Origin of the sequence: Streptomyces sp. NPDC050759 (assembly GCF_044456945.1) — a bacterium.
Lineage (GTDB): Bacteria > Actinomycetota > Actinomycetes > Streptomycetales > Streptomycetaceae > Streptomyces.
This window is the reverse complement of record NZ_JBITGI010000001.1, coordinates 1,106,838-1,128,288: the sequence shown is the minus strand read 5'-3', so window position 1 is coordinate 1,128,288 and position 21,451 is coordinate 1,106,838. Positions and strand designations below refer to the sequence as shown.

The following is a 21,451-nucleotide window of genomic DNA, read 5'->3' as shown; positions in this document are numbered from 1 at the left end:
GTGGGCGAGTGATGCTACTGACGCTGCCGCCCCTGGTGTGACGTCCCGAGACCCTGGTGGCGAGCAACTCGAGAATCCTCACGTCCAGGACGACAGCTGGCAGTGAAGGTTGCGTGAGATGGCCGGAGCATCTGCCTGCGCCCCTACGCCGAGATCCACCCGTGCGAGAACCACGTGTGGTCCGTCAGGGAGCGAGTCCGTGGGGAGGAAGGACTCGGCTCCGCTCACCTCGCAGGGCAGTTGGTCCCGGAACGGGCCGTCCCCGGCAGCGTTCCCATGAAGCCAGTCGCGGTTCGTACAAGGTAATGGGGCCGAACGTCTGGACCATGCCCGCGATCCGGGCCTTGGCGAAGGCGTGCCACACCACGTGATGGGCGTGACGCGGAGGAGTTGTCAGCAGCAAAAAACGCCCTCCCGATGGGAGGGTGGGAAGAGGGAGCCCCCGGCAGGACTCGAACCTGCGGCCAAGTGTTTAGAAGGCGTTTGGTGAGATCACCGGTGCATGCCCTCTGACCTCGGGTTCTTCGGCTGACGACCGTGGACGTGCGGTGCCTTCCACACACATTCGGCAGACGGCTTCCGCCGGGTCGGTTGTCAGTCGGCGGAGCATCCTTCCCGGTCAGTACGGGTGAGAATAGAACCCAGCGGAGCCACGTCATCGGCTTCCCTGACAGTGCATGGGAGTGGAACCTCCTTCAGTCTGCCCTCATGCAGCATCCAGAGCCCGAAGCAGTCGTCGTCCTGGTCCCGAAGCAGGACTTGGACCGAGCTAGGGACGGGCCAAGGCATCTTCTCCAAGTGAGGCAGGAGCCCTGTCCAGTTGAGTCGCCAGAAGTCGATGGCCCATGCGTCCATACCGGGGATCGGTTCGAAGCACTGGTGCCACGCGCGATGCTCGTCGGGCTGGGTAAGGGGCTCCATCACCTCTCGGGCTCCGAACGCGATAACAATCACTTCGCAATCTCTGCTCATACGTGCCATGTTCGAGCTCGCGTTGAGAAGAGGTCAACGTCCGCCGACGCACGAGTGGCCCCATCCGGTGGCAGGCTCGCCGCTGGCTAGCGGTTGATCGGGATCTCGTAGACGATCTCGCAGTGAGCGGCAGGCACCACGATGTCCGCCGTCTCCACGGGCCGCCCCTCGTCGCTGTAGTACGTCCGCCGAATGTGCGTGACGAGGGCGGCCTTCTGGATGCCAAGGAGTGACGCCTCCTCGGCGGTCGCCTGCCTCGGCTCCGGCTGCTCCACGGCGTGGCCGACGGTGATGCCGATCGCGGCCATGCGGTTCACCACGCCCGCCCCGGCGTGCGGCCCTCCCTCGGGGAGGACGACGAGCGTGCCGGACGTGAGGTCGTACGGCTCCCAACTCGTCGACAACTGCACGGGCCTGCCGTTCGCCAGAAACTCGTACGTCGTACGCACGCACAGCTCGCCCTCGGCGATGCCCAGCCGTGCCGCGATCTCCGCAGGCGCCGGCACCTTGGCGTCGGTCCGGCTCTCCCAGTCCCCTTGCCTGCCGACAGCCTTCATGTCCGCACGGAAGGGCGACCCGTCGGGCTGCTCACGCGCCGAGGAACGGACCACCCGCACTCGCTGTCGAGGCTCGGCGACGTACGTGCCTGATCCGGCGCGACCCTCCAACACACCCTGGGAGATCAGCAACTCCTGCGCCCGGCGCACGACGTTCTCGCCCACGCCGCACTCTTCGCCGATCTGGGCGCGGGAGGGCAGGCGGTCTCCCGGCTCCCACACGTGCTCCGCGATCCGCCGCCGGAGTTCGTCGGCGATGCGGAGATAGGGCGGTTGCTCAGGCATATGGAAAATCTAGTCCACTAGCTCTAATCTAGTTAACTAACTTCACTGAAAGTGATCTCTGGTGACGGAGGCTGCCCTGTGCCCGCTTCGGGAATTAGCGCGGCGGCCATCGCCGCACGGCTGTCCGCCATCGGGCTTCTCACGCGAGTGGAGGAACACCCCCGGCACACGTCGGTCGAAGCCGAGGTGCCGGAATCGCTCTCCGCCGACTTATGGCGAGAGGCACTGGAAGTAGTGGCCGCGGCTGACCGGTTCGGTCTCGTCGCCACCAGCCTGAGCGGCCGCACCCTTTGGGCGGTCGTACGCAAAGAGGTCCCCGCGACGGGCGACGTCGGGGGACCGGGCTATCAGCGATAGGAGCTGAGCAGCGTGCTCAACCGTATCCGCCGTGCCGTCTCGCGCACCAGAGAGCGGCACTTCCCCAAGGGCAGGCACCGCCGCCCCTTAACGACCTCCGGGCCGTCGGCCGCCCCCGCCTCCTCCCTGCCTTTGGACAGGACGACGGCCGCCCGCTGGCGCGCCTCCGACGACGTGGACCACAGGCAAACGCTCAAGGGTGAGGACATGGGGCTCGTCCGCCCATACGTACTGGCCTGGGAGAAGCGCGTGAGAACGCGCGAAGTGGTCGTTGCTGCCTATCTGCCGGCCGACGCGTGGTCGGGCCTGGTGGGGGTCCACTGATGCCTCCCCGTCGACAGACCCGCGTCACGGACGCCTCGGCCGTTCCCTACCGGTCCACTGCATGCCGGATCGGCACCCACCATGCCTGCGCGGAGTCCTCGCCGGCCCCGGCGCCGGTCGACCTGCCGGTGGTCTACGAGGCGTGTGACTGCCCGTGCCATTCGATGTCCGGACAGATCGCGCCCTCGGAGGTGCAGCGGTGAGGGAGTGGGCACCCGGCGGCACGCTGGCATCCAACGTCGAGGTGACCGCGGCCACCGTGCAGCGCGGCGACATCATCCAACTCGGTGGCCGGGCCTGCCGGGTGCAAGATCTCTTCCAGCTTTCCCAAGGCGCGAAGCAAATCCTCTTCGAGTCCGGCGAGCTGCTGACCATACACACGCGAACTCGGCTCGCTGCCGTGCGGACGCTGAGAAGGCGGTGACCCGATCCGTGCCTTCACGCCATCACGACATCGCCGACGATCTCCGGCACCAGATCACGACCGGCCACCTCAAGCCCGGCGAACGACTCCCGTCCGAGGCTGACTTGGCCTCCCGGTACAAGGCCAGCACTGTGACGCTGCGGAGTGCCCTCGCGGTGCTCCAGGGCGAAGGCCTCGTCGAGAAGATCCACGGCAAGGGCAACTTCGTCCGTCGCCCTCTCAGCCGAATCATGTACGTGGGTGGCTGGGGGACGCTGGACCCGTGGACCGCCGCCGAAGCGGCCCTACGCGTCACCATTCGTACCGCAACGGTTCAGGCCGACGGACACCTGACGACCTTGCTGAGGGTGCCGACGGGCAGCCCTCTCGCGGAGTTCTTCTGCGTCAGCCACGAGGGGGAGTCACCGCACGGGCTGGCCCGTATCTACGTCCCGCGCGACCTGGCGCCGGCCGGAGTGCTCGACGACGAATCCCCGTGCCCGGAGGCAGTCAAGAGATTCGCCGTACTCGGTCCTCCGCCGGCTGCAATTCGGGAGACGGTAAGCGCTCGCCCGCCGACGTCGGACGAGTCATTGACTCTCCGAACCAACTCCGCCGCGCCAGTTCTGGCGGTTACGCGCGTCGCAACCGACCGCACCGGCCGAGTGGTCGAGGCGGCCCTTCTGGTCTTCCCAGGGGACCGAGCCGACGCAGTCTTCACCACCCACCACACGCCCGACGAGAGGCAGACGGCAGGATGACAGCACAGAACGAACTGCGCCTCCTCCCGTGGTCGGGCCCGGAGGGCAAGCCCTGCTACCTGAGCACGGATGACAAGGGCGGCTACATGTCCCGCCTGGCCGACAACATCGAAGCGGACCAACTCGACGCGGCGGCCATCCTGTTGGAGCACGCTTCGGCCACCCTCGACGACCAGGAGACGGACCCGGAGGACCTACGACGGTTGACCGGGGAACTGACCGGGACTCTCCGGGACGTGCTCCGCATCGCAACCAGTCGGGGTCATCTCCTGGGGGTGAGCGAACCACACCGCTTCTGAAACAGCGGCCGCAGGCTGGTCCCACGGCCCCGCCGAATTCCCCCGGGCGGGGCCCCAACCATGCCCCGCGTGGCACCATGCCCCCTCCAGCACACCGTTCATGGGGGACACATGCGCACCCGCGCCACCATCACACTCACCACCGCCCTGCTCGCTACCCTCGCTGCCTGCTCCTCGTCCAGCGACGACAAAGCCGACACCCCGAACAGCAGCCCCACCACGGCCGCCGAGACGCCGACCATGACCCCGAGGGCGCCCGACGCCACCGAACTGGAGCGCGTCGCGGACACGTACGTGAGCCTCTACTTCGGAGGGGCCGGGGAGGGGGCGTACGCCTTCCTGTCGAAGCGCTGCCGCGCCAAGGCAGACCCGGCCACGTACGCGGCCACCGTGGATCAGACAGCGAAGGACTACGGGCCCGACCATCCGGCGACGGATGTGCACGCCACCGTCTCAGGGGCCATGGGCCGCGTCTCGTACAAGGTGAAGGGCCTGCCAAAGTTCGACCAGCAGGGACAGCCGTGGACGGTTGAGGGCGGCGCCTGGAAGTACGACGCTTGCTGACGCCGCGCCCCCCGGGCACCGTCGACCAGCGTCGGCGGTGCCCCTATCGTGCCCGGCGGATTGCAGCCCTCAAGATCCTGCCGCGCCCGGCCCACCGACGACAGCCCGCCACGACGGCGGGTGCGCCGACGGACAGGCGGGCCCGTATGTCTCGCTGCACCCCCACCGGCCTCAGCCACGCTGTACCCCATCAACTGACCGGCGTAGCGGACCTGTTGTCAGTGCCCATCTCTATCGTTCCGAGTAGTTCCGTCGACTAGAGGGGGGCACCATGGCCGAGGAGACGCACAGGAAGTACGACAACACCACCATCGCCGCGCTCATGACCTTAGCGAGGGGCGGCTGCTACGCCCCCAGGTGTGGGGCACCGACGGTACGCATCATCGACGGCAAGCCCGTTCTCAACCTGGACATTGCCCATATACGCGCTCTGAAAGCTGGCGGGAAGCGGTACGACCCCTTGTGGAGCGTGGAAGAACGGAACAGCTTCGCCAACCTGCTGTTGTTGTGCAATGTGCACCATAAGCGCGTAGACGGTGTGGACGGCGACAGGTACACCGTAGACATCCTTGAGGGATGGAAGCGTGTTCGCGAAGCCGAGGGGCAGGACGCCCTTGCAGGACTAAGTGGACTGACCGAAGCTCGGCTAGTCAAGATGATCCAGGAAGCGCAAGATCAGTATGTTGATCGGCTTGCTCCGGTGTTGGGCACTCTCGCGGAGCGAGTGCCGGAGCTGTCGTCACTCCTCAGGGTCCTCAAGTCAGATCTTGAGCGCACACAGGGCCGGACTCCCGGCATCTCAGAAGACATGGCCTGGATGGTCTACGAAGCCAGCCGTAACCTGGCGCATCTCCGGGACAACGCACCGCTACTGATGGAGGCGGGAGACGATCTTGCGCACCTGCAAGACAACGTCAGCCTGTTGGCCTCAGCCGCTCAGGCGTTGATGCGTGTGGCAGAACTGCCGGCCCATCTGCACGACGCCGCTGACGACCTCAGGAGTGCTGCGGCTTCCCTCTCGGACGCAAGGAGGTTCTGAGCGAGGCAAGCGCCAACTGGCTGGGCCAGAGCTCCCACTTGGACCCGCAGCTGAGACCCAGGTGGATCAATCAAGGTCGTTACGAGGAGGTTCGCCTGTCAGGGCTGGGGAGTTTGAACCGATGACCTCTTCGTCCCGAAGCAACTTGGGTGGGGGCTTTGCCTGGGGCTGGTGCGCCTCTCGCCTGCCCTGATGGTCCGCAGGCGTCCGTGCTTGTTCGCCGTTGTGCGTGGGCGTTGTCACGCAGTTAGACACTCACCGCGTGACTGCGAGACACAGGTTGCCGTCGGCCCACCTAAGTGACTGGACAGTCGTGGCGCTTGCAGAGTTACCGCTTGCAGTGTCCACAGGCTGTGAGCTCCTGCTTTTTGGCCTCCTCCTCGGGCATCGACTCCTGACCCGCGTAGGTGTCCCGCTTCCCGTTCAGTGACGGACAGTCAACGTCCGTGTGATAACTGGTCCGGTGGTCCCCGATGCGTACGTAGACGGTGCTCATACAGTTCCTCGGTTGGCTTGCCTCGGCGACAGGTGATCTACTCACGGTAAGAAACACCCCATCTTGCCTGACGTCCACCCTCGGGTGGTAACCCGTTTGGTCGGGGGGCTGTGACCTGGGGGTTCGTCGTCGGCGGCTGTAGATCGACTGTCACTGCCGGTTGTCGTCGAGTGACCTCGGGGGGCGTCGGACGGCCCAGGGACGGCCCAGGGAACGATCACTCCGCAGACGTCCGCCACCCATCCAGCCGGACCCTCACCTGGTGGTTGTGGGCGTGCCAGAAGACTTCCCCCTCGACGGAGGCCCCGAGAGCGGGCAGCTCCATCCCCAGTGGCATGGCCGTGATCTCGGCCAGCGCCACGGCGTTGGGCACACCGTCGATGCGCATGAAGACGCCAAAGGGCTGGCGGCCGATGACCTCTCCGGTGATGTGGGTTCCGACTGGCAGAGCTGCGACGATTGCCGCCCAGCTCCCGAGAACTACGTCTGCGGCCGGCAGGTCCGGGCCCGTGGGCCACGCGTACTCATCCATCAACAGATCATGACCTAGTGAGCGACCTGAGGCTTAGAAGGCGCCTGGTGTTTGGGGGGCAGCAGGCTTCTGACCTGCGGGGCTGTTCGCGGGCAGCCCTACGATCGCCAACTTCGACACACATTCGACAGCGGCAGCCGACTGACGCGTTGTAGTGGTCCCCTGAACTGGCGGGCCACGGCGGGACCTTGGTGGCCTCGGCCAGGTCTTCCTAACTCTCGGGCGACCCGCAGCGCCAGCACGGCCGATAACCCACCGCCTGAGCGTCGCCCACCAGCATCCAACTGGCGTCATCCAATCGCCGGCCTTCGCCGACGATCAGCCCGCACTGTTCGTCGCTGTGGAACACCGCGCGGTTACCTGGAGCGCTCGCGCGCACCAGCACTGCGGGCTCCTCGGAGCGGTCGACACCCTCATCCGCGAAACACTCCTGCATCCACTGCGCCGCGTCCTCCTGACCGATCCCGTCTGGGTACGGCAGCTCTCTACCGCGCATCTCTGTCCCCAACTCCTCGGCCCAAGTGCTGTCGTGCTCGCTCAAGCAGGTGTACATGAAGGAGTGCCTCTCGCCAGCCGTTTCCGCGAAACTGAGTAACTCGAAGGAGGCTGCCTCTTCTGCTCTGGCTCCAGTCTCGGGCAGACTGCCACGATGGACTACCGCGAGATAGAGGGTTCCTGGTGGCTACCAGGGAATTCGAACAAAATACCGGGGGCGCTGGTGTACTCCGCAGAGGGGATCTCTCTGAGGGTTTTTGGGGCACTGCGGCCGATGGAAGAAGATAGTTCCGGGATAACCCTCGGATTCGCTAAATGGGTCATCACGCCTTTGGTTTACGGAGAGTCTAGAGATGGCAAGGAAATCACTCTAGTTGAAGTAAGCGGACTTTCCACAACGCTGCCCCCGCGGGAAGAGACGCATCGAGTGGGTCTGGCGGTCCTAGGGCAGCACCTTTCAGAGCCGAGTTTCACCGGGATTAGAGTTAACTTTGATTACCTGGCGGAATGGGCAGGAGCGCCATCGATTCACACCTATTCCAAAGCGGCAGATCCAGTACTGCATCCGAATACTGTTGAGCTCGCAATTGGTTCATGGGGTAACGTCGAACTGGCAATCAAGAGTGGCGCAGAGGGGCGCATGAATGAATCTAGTGTCCACTTTGAGAGGTGGTGTTCATTTTACGCTCAAAGTCAACATGTATGCGAGTGGCGTGAGCTGTTTGAGCGGTATGCGCGGCCGTTCCATGATCTGTTGATTGTCTCCCTGGGGAGGCCGCTCTCCATGACGAAAGTTGCTCTCAAGCCGTATGGCTCGGTTGAATGGTGTGAGGCTTATTTCGAAACTCGGCAGTCAACTGCCCCGGTAAATGAACACAAAATCCACAGCTACAGCGCGCCGACTCTACTGCTTCTCCATACTGCGACCATGCTCGCCGGTGAATTGCTGCCTAAATGGTTTGACCTTCGGCAGGAACTCCGCGAGAGTCTAACGCTGCTCTTGGCACCGTTCTATGCTCCATTCACGTACGAGGAGCACCGGTTCGCCTCCTACTTCCAGAGCATGGAGGCATATCATGGGGCACGCAAGGCGACATATGGTAGCGCAGAATTGCCGAAAGCTGACCATAAGCAGCGTGTTGCAGCGGTCGTTTCTGCGCTTGAAGATGCCCACCTGACCGATGATGTGACGCAGTGGGCGAAAAATGTGATCCAAGGGAGAAACGATAAGCCGCTATCGAAGCGCGTAGAAGATGTGGTGCGCTCGACAGGGTCGCTGGGGCAGGAGCTCTTGAGTGCGGCTCCAGACTTCTGTAAGAATGTCGTATGGGCTCGAACAGGTGTCTCTCATGGTGGGGCGAACGGAGGCCTGAGCTCGGCGAGTCGTCATTGGCATGGCGAGATCCTCTTGTGGATTATGAGGGCGCGAATCTTGCAAGATCTCGGAGTGCACGATGCGTGTGACCGAGTCAGAAAGCGCGACGCGTATCAATTTGCCCTCAAGCAAATTCGAGATGAGGAATCCCCTACGGGGTAAGTTGGGCGCTAACTGGCGTTCGCAGGTCTCTGGAGTGTCAACGTCAGATTGAAGCTAGCGGGGCGCCGTTCATCGATTGAGAACAGCGTCCCGCATGTAGGATCGGTTCACGTCCATCCGTCGGCACGTCGTCGGCCAAGCGGAGGACCTGCTGGGCGAGGCTTCATTATTCTGATGGTTCGCACATGGATTAGATGCTGGCCAATCCTTACCTTTTCCCACCCGAGCCGAAAATCCTCGCCTTCCCGAGGCAGCGTAAGGTTTTCCAATGCATCGAAAAATTCTTGCAATGAGTTTACAGGTAGGAGTGATTCGACTAGGCGCAAGCTGGTGGAAGGGACGGTCGATTTGATTCGTCGCGAATCCAGAAATCGAGCTGTCCCGACAATCCATTTCCACTGAACATCGTGGAAGTTAGGCCATCCGGGGGGAAATCTGACTTTGACGTCGCTTCCCATCTGTGCCTGAAGCCTTTCGATTTGCAGCCGCCCTTTGTCTATGGCGTCTTCTTGCTTTCGGGCATCATTCAAGGTCCTGGCGTCGACGGGCCACTTGGCCTCGACAATCAGTCCCTGCATTTTGCTTCTGTCGAGCACGACGATGTCGAGGTCGCCCAACTTCTTGTTTCCAGCGTCGGAGATTTTTACCTCTTCCCTAACCTCGACGCCTGGGATATCGCGCAAGCGAACTGCCCATCGACTGCATAGATCACCAAGAGCTATGCCCAGCTTTCCGGAAGTGGCAGGGTCTGCCGACGCGCCACGAAGGACCAGTCGCTCCGTCAAAGAGTCGTGTAGCAAATGCGGAGTTACGATCAGCAAGCCATTCCACTCGATGAGTGGTGCTGAGAGTGGAGATCTGCCGTTCTGGCCGCGATAGATGAAAAGTTCCAGGAAACGTTCGATCTTGTCGCAATCCGGATTGTAGCGAGCGATCATCTGGGCGAGATCACTCCGTTGGAAGGTTGGATTGGCCATGGTCAGGCTTGGAGAGCGGATGAACACTTCCCAGCTAACGTGGGAGATTCCACGCAGGGTCCCGAACAGAGGGATGACTTCATCGAGAGTCATGCCTCCGATATCGGTAGATCCTGGTATCTCCCAACGCTGGGCGCGCAGCTGGTTTTTCGAATGCTGCACGAATAGGCCAACTACCCATTTGGGGACTGCGGCCGATTCATCGGGGCCTGAAACGCATATGGAATTGAGATGAGTAATTGCAGGGCTCAGATCAGGACCCACGGTAAGATTTGGCTCGGCGAGAGTGTCGACCCCCTCCAAGAGGATATCCAAGACTTCCATTCGTGGATCATTGAAGGGATCAACCCAAAACCCTCGCTTCGGCTGTGAGATCTTCGCGCGATCTGCCTTCCCGGCGTTAAGGGCGATATCAAGCGCCTTCCACTTCTCGGCTAGGTTGACGGCAGCGACTGCGTCTTGTTCGGTCGGCTCTCTTCCCTCTTCAGCCTGATCGCCATAACGGAAAGCCCACTCCGTCAAGTGGCTCGCCGCTGAGGCCCACTTGCCTCCGATCTCCCCATCGTCATCCGGGGAGCCACCGGCTTTGATTCGCTTGAATTTATCGGAGAGTCGCCGTTTGGAAACCTCAAACAACGCGATGGGCAGCGCAAACTGTCCTGATTTCCATATCGCCAAATCAGATGGAGCTGAAGTCGCGATCTTCCGGAGGTGCTGATACGGGCTTTCCTGCGTCATCTTGGCTCGGAACCTCCCCCAACGGCATGTAAGTCACTAGCGGGAAAGCCTAGCTGTGGCCACAGGTCGGTGTAGCGACTTTGGCCGGGAGCTGCTTTGGCGCGAGTGATCATGGCCCCGTAAGCTTCCGGCGCGTCGGGCAGTCTGTGGACCTGCCCAACCCCCTCCCCAAGGGCAAAGAGGTGACGACTGCTACCAAGACGAGCAACGCCGTGGACAAGCGCAGTTTGATGAACTCCGAGCAGGCAGCGGCGCTCCTCGACTGGATTCGCCGGCGTCCCCGGGGAGGAAAGCGACTGCACGCCTTCTTCGCCACGCTGTACTACTGCGGGCCGCGCCCCCGAAGAGGCTGTCGCCATGCACGTGCGGGATGTGCACCTGCCCGACATCGACGCTGACGACCAGTGGTGCGAACTGATGATCCACACCGCGACACCCGAGGTTGGCAAGCAATGGACCGACACGGGTGAGATTCACGAACGGCGCGATCTCAAGGGCCGCGCTGAAGGCGACACACGATCCGTGCCGGGGCATCCCGCCCTGACTCGCGTCCTGCGGCAGCACATTGAAGACGAAGGGCTCAAGCCGGGTGAACTGCTGTTCCAGGGCGAGAACGGCGGCATCCTCGCTGGCTCCGTGATCCGCCGTGCCTGGCGTAGTGCTCGTCAGGCGGCCTTGGCTCCGCACGTCTTCGACTCGCCGACCGGGAAGCGGGTGTACGACAACCGGCACACCCGCCTCACCAAGTGGCTCAACGACGGCTTCCCGCCCGCCCAGGTGGCCGAGTGGGCCGGCAACAGCGTGCCCGTGCTGCTTGGCCACCTACGCCCGGTGCGTCGACGGGCAACTGCCGGACCTGAAGAAGCGGCTTGAAGCCGCCGGAGACCTCCCCGAGCCGCCCGACTCTGGTTGATCTTCAGCCAAAGAACTTCGACACGTATTCGACACAGCCACCCGCAAAACCCCGGTGACAGCCGGACAGCCCCGGAGTCCTCCCTTGATCGTCAGGGGAGTGTCCGGGGCTTCGTCGTACCGAGCGATCCCCGCTCTGAGCAGCAAAAACGCCCTCCCGAAGGAGAGCGAGGAAAGAGCGCCCCCGGCAGGACTCGAACCTGCGGCCAAGCGCTTAGAAGGCGCCTGCTCTATCCACTGAGCTACGGGGGCCGGGTGTGGTGGCCTCTGTCTTGGGTGCCCGGGTGTGGGCCGGTCCGTGACGTTGCCGGGGACAAGGATAGGGCTCCCGTGTCCTCGTCCCTGTTGCTTCGCCTCCGTGGCTCGATGTGGAGGTTCGGTGAAGCGGTCCTGATAATCGCAGGCAGGTACGAATCGTGCACCGATTTTGGCCGCTTGCGCCCCGGGTGTTGTGCACTCGTTATGCCTGGACTGTGCCCGTGTCCCAGTCGCCCCTTCCGTCCGATGTGTTCCGTCGGCGCGCAGACATGCTCATATGCTTCAGAATTCCCCTAAAATTGGGCATTCTTCACATGTGGTGACCTTGGACGTACGGCCTCAGCTGCTCGACGCACTCTCCGCCCTGCGCGACCGTGTCGCCGCCGCACGCTTTCCGCTGCCCCTGCCGGGGGCCCCACGCGCGCGTGCCAACCGCGACGAACTGCTCGCCCAGCTCGACGACTATCTGGTGCCCCGGTTGAGGGACCCCGAAGCGCCGCTGCTGGCCGTGGTGGGCGGTTCCACCGGGGCCGGCAAGTCGACCCTCGTCAACTCCCTTGTGGGACGGCGGGTGAGCGAGGCGGGTGTGCTGCGGCCGACCACGCGGACACCGGTGCTGGTCTGCCATCCGGAGGACCATCACTGGTTCAGCGGAATGCGCGTACTGCCCGACCTCACGCGCGTGTGGGTGCCTCAACAGGAGGCGGGGGACGAGCTCCTGCTGCCCGGCGAGGACCCCACGCGCGTGCTCCGCATCGAGACCGCCGACACCCTCCCGCCGGGTCTCGCGCTCCTGGACGCCCCCGACGTCGACTCCCTGGTCGCCGACAACCGCTTCCTCGCCGCCGAACTGATCTGCGCGGCCGACGTCTGGATCATGGTCACCACGGCCGCCCGCTACGCCGACGCCGTCCCCTGGCATCTCCTGCGCACCGCCAAGGAGTACGACGCCACGCTCGTGACCGTGCTCGACCGGGTGCCGCACCAGGTCGTGTCCGAGGTCTCGCGGCAGTACGGCGCCCTGCTCACCAAGGCCGGCCTCGGCGACGTGCCCCGGTTCACGGTGCCGGAGCTGCCCGAGTCCGCCTGGGGCGGCGGGCTGCTGCCGGCCACCGCCGTGGCCGCTCTGCGGACTTGGCTCGTCCACCAGGTGCAGGATCCCGCGGCCCGGCAGCACGCCGTCGCCCGTACGGCCCGCGGGGTGCTTGCCTCCCTCAAGTCCCGGATGCCCGAGCTGGCCGCCGCGGCCGCCGCGCAGTACGCGGCCTCCCTGCGGCTCACCGCGGCCGTCGAGGGGGCGTACGACAGCGAGTACGCGCGCCTGCGGGGGCGGCTCCAGGCCGGTGCCGTGCTCGCCGGTGACGCCCTCAAGCGTTGGCGGGCCTTTCCCCTGGACTGCACCGCCGCCGAGCTGCTGGACGCCCTCGTGGAGAGCCTGGGCGCCCTGCTGCTGTGCTCGGTGACCGCCGCCGACGAACGCGTCGACGAGGCCTGGCGGCGCGAACCGGCCGCGGCCGCGCCGGAACTGACGGACCGCGATCCGACCCCGGAGAGCGCCGAGCACCGGATCGGGATGGCCGTACGGCGCTGGCGGCGGGAGCTGGAGGAGTACGCCGAGGAGGAGATCCGCGACCTCGACCGCGGGGTCGCGCCCGACCCGGAGACGGTCGCCGCCCTCGTCGCCACCGCGCTGCTCGGCGGACGCCGGGCGCGGGTCGCCGGTGAGGGGCTCGCCGAGCGGATCGGCGCCCACGGAGCCCTGCGACTGCGCGACCGGGGCGGACGGCTGCTCGCCAAGCACCTCGACCGGGTCGTGCACACCGAACGCGAACGCCGGCTCGCCCCGCTCGACGCACTCGACGTACACCCCGAGCCCCAGGCCGAACTCATCGCCGCGCTGTCCGTACTGCAGAAGGAGAGGTGACCGATGACCGCCGTCACGGATCAGGACCACACGGAGCAGGCGGGGGACGCCGTATCGGGGGAATCGAGGGACGGGCAGAGAGACGGGGAGAGGCCGGTCGAGGAGCCCTTGCCCGAGGCCGAGGTGGAGGCCGAGGTGGAGGCCGAGGTGGAGCCGGAGGGCGAGGACGAGCACGCGCGCGTGGAGACGGTGTCGGGGTCGGAGAGCGGTCCTGAGCGGGACGAGGAGGGGAACGTGAGCGAGGCTCCGGGGCGGGCGCCCGCCGACGGCCACGCGCGTGCGGGGGCGGGGCGCGGGCGCAGGGACACCGGCAGCGGCTCCCCGGAGCCGGTCGGTGCCGCTGCACCCGCTGACGACGACTCCGGGGACGCCTGGGACGACGGCCTCATCGCGCGCCGGGTCACCGCCGAGACCGAGCAGGCCGCCGCCATGGAGGCCCGTGGGCACAACGCACCGCCCGCAGCCCCGCTCACCTACGACGGCCCCCTGCGTTCCCGTCTGGAGGCGCTGCGGGAGCTGGTCGGGCTCTCGCGGGCCCGGCTCGACAGCCGCACGCTCGCCGAAGCCGGCCAGGTCCTGGACGAGGCGGCCGCACGGCGCAGGCTCTCCGGGCAGCACACCGTGGTCGCCATCGCGGGTGCGACGGGCAGCGGCAAGTCACAGCTGTTCAACTCGCTCGCCGGAGTGGCCATCTCGGAGACCGGCGTACGACGGCCCACCACGGCCGCGCCGGTCGCGTGCAGTTGGAGCGACGGTTCGGCCAGTCTCATCGAACGTATGGGCATCCCGCCCCGGCTGCGGCGGCGCCCGCTGCAGAGCGCCGAGTCGGAGGCCCAGCTGCGCGGGCTCGTCCTGGTCGACCTGCCCGACCACGACTCGGCCGCGGTCCAGCACCGCGAGCACGTGGACCGGATCCTCGCGCTCGTCGACGCCGTCATCTGGGTCGTCGACCCCGAGAAGTACGCCGACGCGATCCTGCACGAGCGCTATCTGCGGCCCATGGCGGGCCACGCGGAGGTCATGTTCGTCGTGCTCAACCAGATCGACCGGCTGCCCGGGGAGGCCGCCGAGCAGGTCCTCGACGATCTGCGGCGACTGCTGGACGAGGACGGGATCGCCCTCGGGGAGTACGGCGAACCGGGCGCCACGGTGCTCGCGCTGTCGGCGCTCACCGGGGACGGTGTCGGTGAACTGCGGGAGGCACTCGGCCACTTCGTGACGGAGCGCGGCGCTCCCGCGCGGCGGATCGCGGCCGATGTGGACGCGGCGGCGTGGCGGCTGCGGCCTGTCTACACGACGGGCCGCCGCACCGGGCTGAGCGAGGAGGCGCGCGACGACTTCGCCGCCCGGCTCGCGGACGCGGTCGGTGCCACCGCAGCGGGCGAGGCGGCCGAACGCGCCTGGCTGCGCAACGCCAACCGTGCGTGCGGTACGCCCTGGTTGCGGCTGTGGCGCTGGTTCGAGGACCGGCGCGAACCGTCCACGGGACGACTGCCGGTGCGTGCCCAGCCCGACGAGGAGGCCACCGCGCGCCAGCGGGTGGAGCAGGCCGTACGGACGCTCGCCGACCGGGCCTCGGCGGGGCTGCCCGCGCCGTGGGCACAGGCGGTGCGCGAGGCGGCCGTACGCGGCTCCCAGGGACTGCCCGAGGCGCTGGACCAGTTGACGGCCCGAGCCGGGCTGCCACCGGGCCGTCCGCCGCGTCCGGGCTGGTGGCCGGTGGCCGTACTGGCGCAGGCGTCCATGACGCTCCTTCAAATCATCGGCGGGCTCTGGCTGGTGGGCCAGATCGTCGGGGTCATGGCGCCGAACCTGGGGGTCCCGGTGCTGCTGATGGTGGCCGGCATCATCGGCGGCCCGATCGTCGAGTGGAGCTGCCGGATGGCGGCACGGGGGCCCGCGCGGCGGTACGGCGTGGAGGCGGAACGGCGGCTGCGGGAGGCGGCGTCCGGGTGCGGGCGGGCGCGGGTGCTGGACCCGGTGGCGGCGGAACTGCTGCGCTACCGGGAGGTCCGGGAGCAGTACGGCAGGGTCGTCGGGGTGGGGTGAGGAGCGTGACGGCGGTGGGGTGAGGAGCGTGACGGCGGTGGGGTGACGGGCGGGTCCGTGGAGCCGTTCACTGAGCTTCTTCAGCGTTGCCGCTCCAGTGTGAGGATGGCCTTGGCGATTGACGTCATTCGATTCGGGCTGCACCGGGACCTGCGGAAGATGCGCCAGGACTTCAAGCGCGCGACGCCGCGCTCGACCGGCGCTCGTGCAGCGGCCAGCGCCCGGTTGAGGGTCTTTCCGGTGGCGGTGAGTGTAGAGATGGCGGCCGATCATGTCGATGTCGACGGCCTCGGCGAGCTCCTCCATCGAGGTGTTCCTGCAGGGGCTTGCGTTTGATGCCGGTGGTCAGCCAAGGGCCGCCGCCCTGGTAGGCGAGATCGGCCAGGATGGGAACACCCTGGCGCTCGCAGGTCCGGATGATCCGGTGGGTGCGGGCGGCGGTCAGGTCGTGAGTGCGGCCCGGCAGAGCGGGCGAGAGCCACAGCAGCCGGCCGCCAGGGTCGGTGACGACCTGCACGTTCACGCCGTGGCGCCGGTGTTTGTGGGAATAGTCGGCCCGGCCGTCGCCGACCCGGTCGCACTCGGCGAGCGTGCCGTCCAGCAGGACGAAGTCCGCCTCGGTCTCGCGCAGGACCTTCAGCAGACCCGGTGCTCGTTCGGCGAGCAGGTGGACGACCCGGCTGGTGTAGGCGTGAGCGGTGGACTCGCTGATCCCGAACCCGGAAGCGATCTTCGCCAGGGTGGTGTGCTCCCGCAGGTACACCAGTGCCACCATCGCTCGCTGGGACGGGCGGAGCTTGCAGCGCCGGTCGCCCTCACGGGTGACGATCAGTATCGTCACCCACTCCACGAGCGCATGCGGCAGGTCGAGTGCGGCAGGATAGATGACCAACGAGGCCCCCGAGCAACGTGATTGAGGCGTCAGACATCTCGATCAACAGCCCGGGGGCCTCGCCCGTTGCGCTTCGCCGGCCGTCACCTGATCGGTGGCCAACTCGAAGAAGCTCACTCATTCGGGTGGCGGAGTTCTCCACAACCCGTGGACCGTCCACAGGGCCCAGCGGGCTCGGCCCGGCGGAGGCAGTCTGGCTTCGCGGCGATCGCGGTGACGCGGTCGGCACGCAGACAGCAGCAGCCGTACGGGACGGGCCCGTACGCATGTCCGGGAGGGGATCCCAGCGATGAACGAGACGATGATCTGCGCGGTGGGCAACGTGGCGACACAGCCGGTGTACCGGGAGTTGCCGACGGGCGCATCGGTGCGGTTCCGGCTGGCGGCGACCGCGCGCTATCTGGACCGCGAGAAGAACGAATGGACGGACGGGCACACCAACTTCTTCACGGTGTGGGCCAATCGCCAGCTCGCCACCAACGTGTCGGGGTCGATCAACGTGGGTGATCCGGTGGTCGTCCACGGCAGGTTGAAGGTGCGCTCGGAAGGGCGCGAGGGGCAGCCGGCCTGGACCTCGGCCGACATCGACGCGGTGGCGATCGGCCACGACCTCGCGCGCGGCACCTCGGCCTTCCGCCGCACACAGCGGCCGGAGAACACCGTCGCGGGTTCGTCCGCCCAGCCCGAGCCGTCCTGGGAGACACCGCCGCGTGAGTCCGAGTCCGTGGACCGACAGGAGGCCGTCGCGGTGACGTGACGTCGGCCGGGGGCGCGGCGCTCCTGACCGAAGTGCGGCTTATCGGCGAATGTGTTCCGGATGCCTCTGGTCGATTTGTCGATAAGCCATGCGCGTTGACCTGTCTCGCGATAACGATTCCGAGTCGGATCGATCTTCCGACCGCATCCCCGGGAGGAGGGGGGTGGCCGCGTCCCTAGGATGCCGAACACAGCTCCCGGGGCTACTGATTCTGCTGGTGGGACCGCCACCCCGCTGGTCAACGGGTCCTGTTCGAAGGGGAATTCCGTGTTTTCTGCGTTCTCTGCGCTGTCCGTGCGCGGACGGGGGGCGGCTCGCCTCGCGGCCGTCACGTTCGTCTCCGGCCTGCTCGCCGCCGGTGCGACGGTGGCCGTCGCCGACACGGCGTCCGCGGACGAGGCGGCGCCGAACCAGAGAGGGGCGACGGCCACCATAGGGGGCCTGAAGACCTACGGCGACGCGGTGATACACGACACCGACAGTGATCTGCGAGTGCCGGCCGGGCTGTTCGAGATGTCCGTCGAGGGCGGCGGAACCCTGCAGACGTACTGCGTCGACCTCTACAACCCCACGCAGAAGGACGCCAAGTACCACGAGACCGACTGGAGCGGCACCTCACTGGGCGCCAACAAGGGAGCGGGCAAGATCCGTTGGATCCTGCAGAACTCCTATCCCCAGGTCAACGATCTCGCGGCGCTCGCCGCCAAGGCCGGTATCGCCTCGGGCCTGACCGAGCAGGACGCGGCGGCCGGCACCCAGGTGGCGATCTGGCGCTACTCGGACCACGCCGACGTCGACGCCGTCGACCCGCAGGCCGAGAAGCTCGCGGACCACCTGGAGAAGAGCGCCCGTGACCTCGTGGAGCCGGCGGCGTCGCTGACGCTCGACCCGCCCGCGGTCTCCGGCCACCCCGGCGAGCTGCTCGGCCCGGTCACGGTGCACACCAACGCGGCCGGCGCGACGGTCACCCCGCCGGCCGACGCGGCCACGAGCGGCGTGCGGATCGTCGGCAAGGACGGCAGGCCGGTGACCTCCGCGAGCAACGGCAGCGAGCTCTACTTCGACGTTCCCGAGGACGCGGCGGCCGGCTCGGCCGACCTCACCGTCCAGGCCTCGACCACGGTGCCGGTCGGCCGTGCGTTCGCCTCCGAGAGCCGGAGCCAGACGCAGATCCTCGCCGGCTCCAGCGAGTCGACGGTCTCGGCGACGGCGAGCGCGACCTGGGCGAAGGAGGGCGCCGTACCGGCCCTCTCCGCGGCGCGGAACTGCACCGAGGGCGGCCTGGACATCACCGCGGTCAACCAGGGCGACGAGGAGTTCGCGTTCGAGCTGATGGGCACGGAGTACGCCATCGCGGCGGGCGAGTCCCGCACGGTGACGGTCCCGCTCCAGGAGGACCAGGCGTACGACTTCACGATCACCGGCCCCGGCGGTCTCGCCAAGCGCTTCACCGGCGTCCTCGACTGCCGCACCCGCAGCAGCGAGACGGGCGCCACGACCCAGACGCTCAGCGAGCCCAGCCCCGCCACGGTGGCCGTCCCCACCACCGACGTCAACCTCGCCGAGACCGGCGGCTCCGCCACGACCCCGCTGATCGCCGGTACCGCCATCGCCCTGGTGGTGATCGGGGGCGCGGCCCTGGTCCTCACCGGAAGAAAGCAGAACGGGGCACAGGACTGACCGCGGCGTGTCGGTGACGGGCACAATGGCGTCATGACCAAGCCATTCGCGTCACCGGCGCGTCACACCCCCTCTGACTCGGTGCTGTCCCTGTGGTCGCAGGACTCGGTGCTGTCGATCGGCTCGGTGGGCTCGGTCCTGTCCATCGGTTCCGTGGGCTCGGCACTCTCGGTCGGCTCGATCGGCAGCGCCCTGTCCGTCGGCTCGATCGGCTCGGCCCTGTCCCTGATCTCGGCGGGGTCCTGGCTGAGTACGGGGTCGCTGCTGTCGGCACAGTCGAAGTGGTCGGTGCTGTCGTGGCGCACGTCCCACGGGCCGATGCGGTCCGCGGGTGCGGTGGGGGCGGTGGCGATTGGCGCCGCCGTGTTGCTGGCGGCGCGGCGCGGCTCCGACGCCTAGGGGCGGCCCGGCGGGGTTTCCGGGGCGGCTCGCGTGTCGCGGCGAACCGGGTTACCAGATCTGGGCGGCGCGGAAAGCGACGGCCCAGGCGGCGCGCTGCGGGGCGGCGTCGAGATCACTCGGACCGGGAATGAGCGCGTCCCTGATGAGCAGGCGCGTCAAGAATGATCGTTCAGGAGGTCGGCGTAGCCGCGGGCCTGTTCGGAGGCGTTGCGGTGCCAGTCGGACTGGGTGCGGTGTTCCTCGGCCAGGGAGGGCTCGGCGGTGACGAGCTGGTCGTAGACGGTGGCGATCTCCGCGTGTACGGCCGCGATGGCGAGCCGGTTGGCGCGGACCGCGTCCGCATGCCCGCGGTGCGTGTCGATGGCGCGGGGATCGTCACCGATGGGCGCGTTGGCAGGGCCGTGCGCATGCAGCGCGCTGTACGCCTCGTTGAGCTTCGTGGCCCGCGCGTCCAGTTTCGTGCGCCGGGTGTGCAGGGCGGAACCGCGGACCCGCAGGCTGGCCTCGTAGGCGTGGGAGCCGGGAAAACGGACGGCGTCCAGCCCTGAGGTCACCGCGTGCGGTCGGTCGGGACGCAGCCCGGCGTACCGGGCGTCGGCCTCGGCCGCCACCTCGAGTGTCTTCAGGTGCGGCGGCAGGGCGCTACGGCCGATAGCCGCCCAGGCGTGCACATCGCCGTACCACTTCTCGTGGGCGGACTGCCGGGTGATACCGGCGACCTCCCCGATCTCGGCCCAGGTGGTCCCACGCTCCCGCTCGGCGACCACGGCCTCCCGCACCACGTCCTCCGTCCGGCGCTGGAGCTTCAGCGCGGTACGCAGCAGATCCCCGGGCTCGGTCTCCGGTTCGACGGGTACGGCGTCGAGTACGGCATCGGCAGCCCCGGCTGCGCTCCGCTCCGCCGGGCGCGCTTCCCGGCTCCGCTGCGGGCGCCGCTCCTGCCTTCGGCCCGCTCGGCGCTGCCGCCGCCGACGCGCGCCCACATGTGGATAGGACCGGTGGCCATGAGTCGATCACCGCATTGCACGGCCCACGGTCAAGACGATGCCTCCGGCGGGGGATCGGCCGGCACCGGGATGGAGGGGGCGCCGTTCCCGACCGCGAGTCCGTAGTGGCGTGCGCGGGGTACTCCCATCCCGACCACCATCGACCCAGGCAGAGCCGAGCAGACGCGGCCCATGGCGTCCAGGTCGTTCGTACAGTGGCGCGCTCCACCTGGACGCCATGAACCACGCCCGCTCCACGGTGTGTGGGTCGACGGCGGACGGGATGGGAGCTGGGCAGAGTGGTGGGTTGAGGTTGTGCATGGGGAGGCTCCGCTTCACACCGATCCAAGCAAAAATCACGAAATCGCAAGAAAGTCATGAGAGATGCCGTCCGGCACCTAGTCTCTTTGGGTGAGGGGGAGGCGTGCAGCGACGATCCCACCGGTGCGCGACCTATAAAGATGATCAATTTGCTGATAGCGGCATTGGCTGGGGCGTTGAGCACCATCCTTGTGTCCGCCTGTGCTGCGTGTACCCGTAGCGGACAAAAACTCTTGACCTCGTTACTGTCCTATCCGGAACGGCGGCGAGTAAAAACCGAAGCTCAGGCAGGGTCGGGACAAGGGAGCCGGGCCTGGCTCACCGGCCCGATCGAGGGCGATACCTTCGACACTGAGATCAATGTCGAAGGCAGAGCCCTTGACCTGCCTCAAGATCATGAAGTGTGGATCGTTCACCGCATTCCCAACGGCACTGAGATCTGGCCGAAGGAGAAGCTGACCTTGGACGCCGGTGGGTGGTTCAAGGTGACCACGTTGGAAGGCGGAAGGTCCCGTTCGATGACTGTGGTTGTGTTGCTGACGTCGAAGCAGGTGAGCCAAGAGTTCGACGCGTGGTTTCAGCGAGGACGACGAACCGGCCGTTTTCCGAGCGTTCAGCTTCCGTCCTCTGCTCGCGTGCTGGCCAGCGCTATCGTTCGCAGCCAACCTGTGCGATAGCGTGCTGAGCCGAAGCTGTCAAGGGCGGCCCTGGTTCCTGACACCAATGCTTGACACCAACAGAGGCGTACGCCAGCGATCGAAGCCGCATCGCGGCGAACGACCTGCACTGCTCTGGAGCGGGTTGTGCGAGGGCAACGGTGTCCCATGATCGACCTGATAAGGATGAGGCCAGATCGCAAAGCCTGTGCATCGCGCGGGGCGCCGTTTCCGGCTGCGGACTCATCGTGGCGTGCGCGGGGAGCTCGGCGCGAGGC

Annotated in this window: 20 protein-coding genes, 1 tRNA gene and 1 pseudogene; 15 read left to right on the top strand and 7 right to left on the bottom strand. The window is 66.9% G+C overall.

The features are described 5' to 3' along the window. Positions 1 to 1,058: 1,058 nt before the first annotated feature. A complete protein-coding gene (locus ACIBJB_RS04975) occupies positions 1,059 to 1,814 on the bottom strand; it encodes a GntR family transcriptional regulator (protein ID WP_398926532.1) in 756 nt (251 codons plus the stop codon). A gap of 78 nt (positions 1,815 to 1,892) precedes the next feature. Between ACIBJB_RS04975 and ACIBJB_RS04970 the strand changes: the two genes are divergently transcribed. The 7 genes from ACIBJB_RS04970 (at position 1,893) to ACIBJB_RS04940 (ending at position 5,561) form a co-directional block, all read left to right on the top strand. Continuing rightward, positions 1,893 to 2,171 carry a hypothetical protein gene (locus ACIBJB_RS04970; protein WP_398926530.1) on the top strand — a complete coding sequence of 93 codons (279 nt, stop codon included), beginning with the start codon at positions 1,893 to 1,895 and terminating at the stop codon, positions 2,169 to 2,171. Positions 2,172 to 2,183: 12 nt separating this feature from the next. Further along, positions 2,184 to 2,495 carry a hypothetical protein gene (locus tag ACIBJB_RS04965; protein ID WP_398926528.1) on the top strand — a complete coding sequence of 104 codons (312 nt, stop codon included), beginning with the start codon at positions 2,184 to 2,186 and terminating at the stop codon, positions 2,493 to 2,495. A gap of 199 nt (positions 2,496 to 2,694) precedes the next feature. Next, a complete protein-coding gene (locus ACIBJB_RS04960; RefSeq protein ID WP_398926526.1) occupies positions 2,695 to 2,919 on the top strand; it encodes a hypothetical protein in 225 nt (74 codons plus the stop codon). Next, on the top strand, positions 2,916 to 3,659 hold the full coding sequence (locus ACIBJB_RS04955) for a GntR family transcriptional regulator (protein WP_398926524.1): 744 nt from the start codon (positions 2,916 to 2,918) through the stop codon (positions 3,657 to 3,659). Before ACIBJB_RS04960 ends, ACIBJB_RS04955 begins: the two co-directional genes overlap by 4 nt. Then, a complete protein-coding gene (locus ACIBJB_RS04950) occupies positions 3,656 to 3,958 on the top strand; it encodes a hypothetical protein (RefSeq protein ID WP_398926522.1) in 303 nt (100 codons plus the stop codon). The genes ACIBJB_RS04955 and ACIBJB_RS04950 overlap by 4 nt, the downstream gene beginning before the upstream one ends. 111 nt (positions 3,959 to 4,069) lie before the next feature. After that, positions 4,070 to 4,522: a hypothetical protein gene (locus tag ACIBJB_RS04945; protein WP_398926520.1), complete on the top strand. Its 453-nt coding sequence runs from the start codon at positions 4,070 to 4,072 to the stop codon at positions 4,520 to 4,522. A 271-nt stretch (positions 4,523 to 4,793) separates the two neighbouring features. Beyond that, positions 4,794 to 5,561 (top strand): hypothetical protein, encoded by a 768-nt coding sequence (locus ACIBJB_RS04940; protein WP_398926518.1) that lies wholly within the window; start codon positions 4,794 to 4,796, stop codon positions 5,559 to 5,561. A 713-nt stretch (positions 5,562 to 6,274) separates the two neighbouring features. Here ACIBJB_RS04940 and ACIBJB_RS04935 read toward each other — a convergent pair. Both ACIBJB_RS04935 and ACIBJB_RS04930 read right to left on the bottom strand, forming a co-directional pair. Continuing rightward, positions 6,275 to 6,589 (bottom strand): hypothetical protein, encoded by a 315-nt coding sequence (locus ACIBJB_RS04935; protein ID WP_398926516.1) that lies wholly within the window; start codon positions 6,587 to 6,589, stop codon positions 6,275 to 6,277. Between the two features lie 211 nt (positions 6,590 to 6,800). Next, positions 6,801 to 7,130 carry a hypothetical protein gene (locus tag ACIBJB_RS04930; protein WP_398926514.1) on the bottom strand — a complete coding sequence of 110 codons (330 nt, stop codon included), beginning with the start codon at positions 7,128 to 7,130 and terminating at the stop codon, positions 6,801 to 6,803. 108 nt (positions 7,131 to 7,238) lie between these two features. On the opposite strand from ACIBJB_RS04930, the gene ACIBJB_RS04925 reads away from it, so the two are divergent. Continuing rightward, entirely contained in the window at positions 7,239 to 8,621 is a 1,383-nt protein-coding gene (locus tag ACIBJB_RS04925) for a HEPN domain-containing protein (protein WP_398926512.1), read from the top strand. 107 nt (positions 8,622 to 8,728) lie between these two features. Here the strand turns inward: ACIBJB_RS04925 and ACIBJB_RS04920 are convergent, their stop codons facing one another. Further along, a complete protein-coding gene (locus ACIBJB_RS04920; RefSeq protein ID WP_398926510.1) occupies positions 8,729 to 10,336 on the bottom strand; it encodes a hypothetical protein in 1,608 nt (535 codons plus the stop codon). Between the two features lie 357 nt (positions 10,337 to 10,693). Between ACIBJB_RS04920 and ACIBJB_RS04915 the strand changes: the two genes are divergently transcribed. Beyond that, on the top strand, positions 10,694 to 11,209 hold the full coding sequence (locus ACIBJB_RS04915; RefSeq protein ID WP_398926508.1) for a hypothetical protein: 516 nt from the start codon (positions 10,694 to 10,696) through the stop codon (positions 11,207 to 11,209). Positions 11,210 to 11,427: 218 nt separating this feature from the next. Here the strand turns inward: ACIBJB_RS04915 and ACIBJB_RS04910 are convergent. Next, positions 11,428 to 11,500, bottom strand: a tRNA-Arg gene (locus tag ACIBJB_RS04910). 322 nt (positions 11,501 to 11,822) lie between these two features. On the opposite strand from ACIBJB_RS04910, the gene ACIBJB_RS04905 reads away from it, so the two are divergent. Both ACIBJB_RS04905 and ACIBJB_RS04900 read left to right on the top strand, forming a co-directional pair. Beyond that, positions 11,823 to 13,430, top strand: a complete 1,608-nt coding sequence (locus ACIBJB_RS04905) for a dynamin family protein (RefSeq protein ID WP_398926506.1) — start codon at positions 11,823 to 11,825, stop codon at positions 13,428 to 13,430. A gap of 3 nt (positions 13,431 to 13,433) precedes the next feature. Further along, positions 13,434 to 15,479 carry a GTP-binding protein gene (locus ACIBJB_RS04900; protein WP_398926504.1) on the top strand — a complete coding sequence of 682 codons (2,046 nt, stop codon included), beginning with the start codon at positions 13,434 to 13,436 and terminating at the stop codon, positions 15,477 to 15,479. An 80-nt stretch (positions 15,480 to 15,559) separates the two neighbouring features. Here ACIBJB_RS04900 and ACIBJB_RS04895 read toward each other — a convergent pair. Beyond that, positions 15,560 to 16,371, bottom strand: a pseudogene (locus ACIBJB_RS04895) (transposase family protein). Between the two features lie 289 nt (positions 16,372 to 16,660). On the opposite strand from ACIBJB_RS04895, the gene ACIBJB_RS04890 reads away from it, so the two are divergent. The 3 genes from ACIBJB_RS04890 to ACIBJB_RS04880 all read left to right on the top strand — a co-directional run bounded on the left by ACIBJB_RS04890 (position 16,661) and on the right by ACIBJB_RS04880 (position 19,207). Continuing rightward, the gene (locus tag ACIBJB_RS04890; RefSeq protein ID WP_398926502.1) at positions 16,661 to 17,128 is read left to right on the top strand and encodes a single-stranded DNA-binding protein; all 468 of its coding nucleotides are present in this window, start codon (positions 16,661 to 16,663) and stop codon (positions 17,126 to 17,128) included. A gap of 267 nt (positions 17,129 to 17,395) precedes the next feature. After that, complete coding sequence (locus tag ACIBJB_RS04885) at positions 17,396 to 18,808, top strand: TQXA domain-containing protein (RefSeq protein WP_398926500.1); 1,413 nt, start codon at positions 17,396 to 17,398, stop codon at positions 18,806 to 18,808. A gap of 33 nt (positions 18,809 to 18,841) precedes the next feature. Next, positions 18,842 to 19,207, top strand: coding sequence for a hypothetical protein (locus tag ACIBJB_RS04880; protein WP_398926498.1), 366 nt, complete (start codon positions 18,842 to 18,844; stop codon positions 19,205 to 19,207). 158 nt (positions 19,208 to 19,365) lie between these two features. Here ACIBJB_RS04880 and ACIBJB_RS04875 read toward each other — a convergent pair whose 3' ends face one another. Next, positions 19,366 to 20,193, bottom strand: a complete 828-nt coding sequence (locus ACIBJB_RS04875) for a hypothetical protein (RefSeq protein ID WP_398926496.1) — start codon at positions 20,191 to 20,193, stop codon at positions 19,366 to 19,368. 464 nt (positions 20,194 to 20,657) lie between these two features. Between ACIBJB_RS04875 and ACIBJB_RS04870 the strand changes: the two genes are divergently transcribed. Next, positions 20,658 to 21,194 carry a hypothetical protein gene (locus ACIBJB_RS04870; protein WP_398926494.1) on the top strand — a complete coding sequence of 179 codons (537 nt, stop codon included), beginning with the start codon at positions 20,658 to 20,660 and terminating at the stop codon, positions 21,192 to 21,194. The last annotated feature ends 257 nt before the right edge of the window (positions 21,195 to 21,451 follow it).